The sequence below is a fragment of the Nostoc sp. CHAB 5715 genome, from assembly GCF_020829685.1.
Lineage (GTDB): Bacteria > Cyanobacteriota > Cyanobacteriia > Cyanobacteriales > Nostocaceae > Nostoc.
The window spans coordinates 1-5,163 of record NZ_JAIVFR010000552.1 but is presented as its reverse complement, the minus strand read 5'-3'; the positions used below and the strand labels follow the sequence as shown (position 1 = coordinate 5,163).

The following is a 5,163-nucleotide window of genomic DNA, read 5'->3' as shown; positions in this document are numbered from 1 at the left end:
CTGCATCAGTTTCAGTGATGCCGAATCTGCCCACTGCAAGTCATCCAAAAACATTACTAAGGGATGTTCTAGTGTGGTGAAAATTTGAATAAATTTCTGGAACAGCAGATTGAAGCGATTTTGAGCAGCCATTCCAGATAGTTCTACAGCCGGAGGTTGGGAACCAATAATTCGTTCTAGTTCTGGGATAACCTCAATAATAACTTGGGCATTTTCATCCAAAGTTGTGATAATTTTATCCTGCCACTGTTGCAAATTAATATCGTTTTCACTCAGCAGTTGCCCCATCAAATCTCGGAAGGCTTGGACAAAAGCAGAAAAGGGAATATTGCGATTAAATTGGTCAAATTTACCTTTGATAAAGTAACCACGTTGACGAACAATCGGTTTGTGGACTTCATTAACTACAACAGTTTTACCAATTCCAGAAAAACCCGCAACTAGCATCATTTCGGTTTTTCCTGTACTGACGCGCTCAAATGCTTCGAGAAGGGTTTTTACTTCGGCTTCTCGTCCATATAATTTATCAGGAATAATGAAGCGATCGCAAACATCCTGTTGTGCAATTGGGAAACTTTCGATTATACCTGTTTCTTTCAGTTGAACCAAGCACTTTTCTAAATCATACTTCAATCCTAAGGCGCTATGATAGCGGTCTTCAGGATTTTTCGCCATCAGTTTACTAACAATTTCTGAGAATACAAATGGAATTTCTGAATTAATTTCATGTATTAAAGGTGCTGTTTTTGCAATATGACAATGTACCAACTCCATCGCATCCTCTGACTGAAATGGTAATTTACCACTCAGTAATTCGTAAAAAGTTACACCCAAAGAATAAAAATCTGTACGGTAGTCAATTCCCCGATTCATTCTACCAGTTTGTTCTGGGGAAATATAAGCTAGTGTTCCTTCTAACACATTGGGATTAATAAGCGTTTGAGTTTCTCGTGGCAGTAAAGATGCAATACTAAAGTCAATTAATTTAACTTGTTTTGTTTCTGGATTAATTAAAATATTGGCGGGTTTAATATCTTTATGAATAATGCGCGAGTGGTAGAGTATATCTAAGGTATTGCATAGTGCGATCGCTATTTCTAAAAACTCTATTAAAGCTTCTACGCTTCCCCCCACTCCCCATTCTTTAAGAGAAATCCCTCCAAAATCTTCCATCACCAACACATAGCCATTTTGGTATTGTTCCAGGCTATAAGTTTGAATGATTAAGGGTGAGTTGAGATTTTTAGCTATGGTGTACTGATTGCGAAACCACAAGAGTTCACTGAAACTCGGATAAGGATTTTTCAGGAGTTTAATCACTACTGGTAATGAGTCAGTCTCTCGATACCCTTGATGAACCAGCGTTCTGGAACCATTGTAGAGTTCTTCAGTGATGCGATATCCGGGAATACTGACTGTAGTGTTATTCATACTGCTAAATCCTAATATTTTCTGGACTTAGTATTCCCAGATGGGTGAAGCAATTCATAGAAAGCGGCGGGAAACTCCATCCCGCAAGTGGCGTGGAGAGGGACAGCCGCCCCGCCGCTTCGGGCATTGGGCACTTGTACTGAGCGAAGTCGAAGTATTGGGCATTGGAAACTTCTTCCCCATGCCCCATGCCCCATTCCCCATGCCCAAAAACTCCACCCACAAGGGGATGGAGTTTTTTATCCTTACAGGTTTTTTGCGTTTGCTCTAGGCCTTGCGATCGCGTATGCTAAATTCAGTCTGATTTGAATTATCTTCTGTGGACAGAAACCGCGAACCGTTTATCAGTCTGGCACTTTACCACGCCTTTAAATGGTCGGTCGTCAGCCCCATGCTTCACGCTTACTTTCGGGGCCAGATTTATGGTACGGAAAATGTTCCCCAATCAGGGCCGTTGCTGGTAGTGAGTAATCACGCTAGTTATTTTGACCCGCCAATTGTCTCTAATTGTGTACGTCGTCCAGTAGCGTACATGGCTAAGGAAGAGTTATTTAAGATCCCAGTTTTGGCGCAAGCGATTAAATTGTACGGTGCTTACCCCGTGAGTCGAGGAAATGCCGATCGCAATGCCATCCGTTCCGCCCTAGAATATCTTAATAACAGTTGGGCTGTCGGTGTTTTCTTGCAAGGTACTCGCACCCCAGATGGTCGAATTACAGACCCCAAAAGAGGCGCACTGCTGCTAGCGGCGAAAGCAAAAGCCCCAATATTACCCGTGAGTGTCTGGGGTACTGAGGAGATTTTACAAAAAGGATCGTCCCTACCTCGCCCAGTTCCCATCACCGTGAGAATTGGTAACTTGATTGATGCTCCCAGTTCCACTAATAAAGAGGAATTGGAAGCTTTAACACAAAAGTGTACCAAAGTAATTAACGAGATGCATGATTTAGGAAGATGAATTAAGAGAAACTACAGATATATGCTTTAGGGAGGTAGCGATCGCTATTAGGTTCCTCTAATCTTAAAATCAATTCACTCTAGCAATCATTTAAGGAACTTCCAACAAATACATCATCCATCTTACAGAGTGGACAAATTCCCCACGCACATAACTAGCATTTTTTACGTCTTAATTACGAATTACGAATTACGAATTATTATGAGCGGCTTTGAAGCCAAGAATTTTTGGGATCGATTAAATAATCTGGCGTTAGTCCGCTTTTTACTTTTAGTTGCTTCTGGCTGGGCAATTGTACAACTTTTAGCTTACTTTGAAGCAGTAATTGTTATTTTTACATTTGCTGCAATTTTGGCCTTTTTACTCAGCTATCCTGTACAATGGCTGCGGCATTTTTTGCCCCACGGCGTAGCTGTTGCTGTCGTTTTCTTGTTCAGTGTTGTGATTATTGGCAGTCTAATAATTACCGTCGGCCTAACGGTTTTATCTCAAGGACAACAATTAATTGACAGTATAACTGGCTTTGTAAATTCTTTAATACCTCTATTAGAGCGACTAGAAGGTTTTTTGCAAAGCCGTAATTTACAGATAGATTTAAGTTTCATTCAAGAACAATTGCGAAACCAAGCTGTATCTAGCCTTGTTACCAGCTTGACTGTTTTACAAGGATTCATGACGAACTTCCTGACATTTATATTGATTGCAGTTGTAGCTTTCTTTATGTTGCTGGATGGAGACAAGCTATGGAACTTTACCATAAAAATAGTACCAAAACAGCGCCGACAGAGATTTACAAATATAATCAGACGCTCCTTTCTCGGATTTTTTAGAGGTCAGTTGTTATTAAGTGCATTTCTCACAAGTACGACTTTTTTAGTTTTTTTAATATTAAAAGTGCCTTTTGCTTTGATATTGTCAGTAATAGTCGGAATTCTTGATATCATTCCTGGTATAGGAGCGACATTAGGAGTAAGCGCAGTTACTTTAGTTGTGTTGTCTCAAGGTGTTTGGTTAGCATTGAAAGTATTGATAGCTTGTATTGTCCTTCAGCAGATACAAGACAACTTTATTTCGCCTCGAATTATGCAAGATGCGCTGAATCTTAATCCTGTAGTAGTGTTCTTTGCTTTGCTAGTAGGCGCTAAAGTAGCAGGTTTACTAGGAGTTTTTATATCTATCCCCATCGCTGGAGTCATCGTATCTTTATTTGAAATTGATGAAATGAAATCAGAGGTTTAGAGACGCGATTAATCGTACAAGAGAGACGCGATGAATCGCGTCTGTACAAGATTTGGAAGTAGAGACGCGATTAATCGCGTCTGTAGTAATTAATGTAAAATAGTTTATTAGCCAATACAAATTGAGGAATGATGTCGGATTTAAGAACGGAATTAACAGAAATTTTGGATGAGGCAGAGTGGGAGTGGCTAATTCCTCATGTACAACGAGATGCAGTAATTTTGGTGGCACTTGAGCTAAACTTGGTGGATGTTGGAGTAGCGATCGCAAGTGATAATATACCATCAGTGGAACAGTGGATTGATGAGCAATTGATTGCCAAACCCACGATAGTACAAGTGGGAGAATGGAATGGCGATCGCACTAAACGATTTAATACTCTCATCGTTCAGCCTTACGTTTTGGCACAAGAAATAGTTGCTGCTTAATCAGTTTTTGTGGCGTTTTTGATCGGAGTTGGAGTCAACAAAAATGTTGATGTAGTATAAAATACATCAATGTATAAGAAGGTAGAGAGCGAATATACCTCTTGAGTATTGACTAAGGCAAAATTTTCTCCTTTAAAATTTAGCCATCTAGGGGCTAGAATTGTTACGATAATTTCAGATTAGATGTTGAAACCTTGATCCAATCTGAAACCTTAGAACTATTAGAATGGCATCGCCTCTGCCAGCACCTTGCCACTTTTGCGGCAACTAAGCTGGGGGCGACAGCTGCGCGTCATCTGAAAATACCCGATTCTCAGATCCAAAGCGAAGAGTTGTTAGAGCAAACCAAAGAAGTCTACCAACTGGAAACTCGCCTGACCACGGGACTGTCATTTGAGGGAATTCAAGATATTGGCGATTCCTTAGAACGGGCAGAACGCAGTGGAGTTTTGGCAGGAGATGAACTGTTAGGTATCGCTACTACCCTCGCTGGTGCTAGAAATTTGCGCCGTGTCATTGACAATCAGGAAGATTTGCCCATACTGACTGATTTGGTTGCCGATTTGCGGACTTATCCAGAACTAGAACAGGAAATTCACCGATGTATTGATGAACGGGCCCAGGTAACTGACCGCGCGAGTCAAAAACTGGGAGAAATTCGCACAGACTTGCGGCGATTACGCAGCCAAATTACTCAAAAGCTGCAAAATATCTTACAGGCAAAATCTGGGGCAGTTCAAGAACAGCTAATTACGCAACGGGGCGATCGCTTTGTCATCCCCGTAAAAGCACCCCAAAAAGATGCCATCCCCGGTATTGTTCACGATACCTCTACTAGCGGTGCCACCCTGTACGTGGAACCGAATTCAGTAGTACCCTTGGGCAACCAACTACGGCAGATAATTAGAAAAGAGCAAGCCGAAGAAGAAGCGATTCGCCGTGCTTTAACAGAACTTGTAGCCGCAGTCAAACCAGATTTAGAGAGATTGTTAGCGATCGCTACCACTTTGGATCTGGCAACCGCTAGATCACGATATAGTTACTGGCTAGGAGCGAACCCCCCGCGATTTATCCAGCGTGAAGACAGAGAAATCATTACCTTGCGGA

The 5,163-nt window shown here is 41.4% G+C and carries 5 protein-coding genes and 1 pseudogene; 4 read left to right on the top strand and 2 right to left on the bottom strand.

Annotated elements, in window-relative coordinates; genetic code table 11:
• Both LC574_RS25845 and LC574_RS25840 read right to left on the bottom strand, forming a co-directional pair.
• A partial coding sequence (locus tag LC574_RS25845) for an AAA family ATPase (RefSeq protein ID WP_229456392.1) occupies positions 1-1,431 on the bottom strand: 1,431 nt, incomplete at its 3' end.
• A 4-nt stretch (positions 1,432-1,435) separates the two neighbouring features.
• The gene (locus LC574_RS25840) at positions 1,436-1,621 is read right to left on the bottom strand and encodes a hypothetical protein (RefSeq protein ID WP_229456391.1); all 186 of its coding nucleotides are present in this window, start codon (positions 1,619-1,621) and stop codon (positions 1,436-1,438) included.
• Between the two features lie 129 nt (positions 1,622-1,750).
• Between LC574_RS25840 and LC574_RS25835 the strand changes: the two genes are divergently transcribed.
• The 4 genes and pseudogenes from LC574_RS25835 to LC574_RS25820 form a co-directional block, all read left to right on the top strand.
• A complete protein-coding gene (locus LC574_RS25835; protein WP_229456390.1) occupies positions 1,751-2,389 on the top strand; it encodes a lysophospholipid acyltransferase family protein in 639 nt (212 codons plus the stop codon).
• Between the two features lie 201 nt (positions 2,390-2,590).
• Positions 2,591-3,628 (top strand): AI-2E family transporter, encoded by a 1,038-nt coding sequence (locus tag LC574_RS25830; RefSeq protein WP_229456389.1) that lies wholly within the window; start codon positions 2,591-2,593, stop codon positions 3,626-3,628.
• 131 nt (positions 3,629-3,759) lie between these two features.
• Positions 3,760-4,056 carry a DUF2288 domain-containing protein gene (locus LC574_RS25825; RefSeq protein WP_229456393.1) on the top strand — a complete coding sequence of 99 codons (297 nt, stop codon included), beginning with the start codon at positions 3,760-3,762 and terminating at the stop codon, positions 4,054-4,056.
• A 194-nt stretch (positions 4,057-4,250) separates the two neighbouring features.
• A pseudogene (locus LC574_RS25820) lies at positions 4,251-5,163 on the top strand (endonuclease MutS2); the annotation flags it as partial.

Bases quoted from the DNA above. Each gene is read 5' to 3' on its own strand.
- LC574_RS25840 (WP_229456391.1), bottom strand. From the start codon at position 1,621: ATGGGGCATGGGGAAGAAGTTTCCAATGCCCAATACTTCGACTTCGCT.
- LC574_RS25830 (WP_229456389.1), top strand. From the start codon at position 2,591: ATGAGCGGCTTTGAAGCCAAGAATTTTTGGGATCGATTAAATAATCTG.
- LC574_RS25825 (WP_229456393.1), top strand. From the start codon at position 3,760: ATGTCGGATTTAAGAACGGAATTAACAGAAATTTTGGATGAGGCAGAG.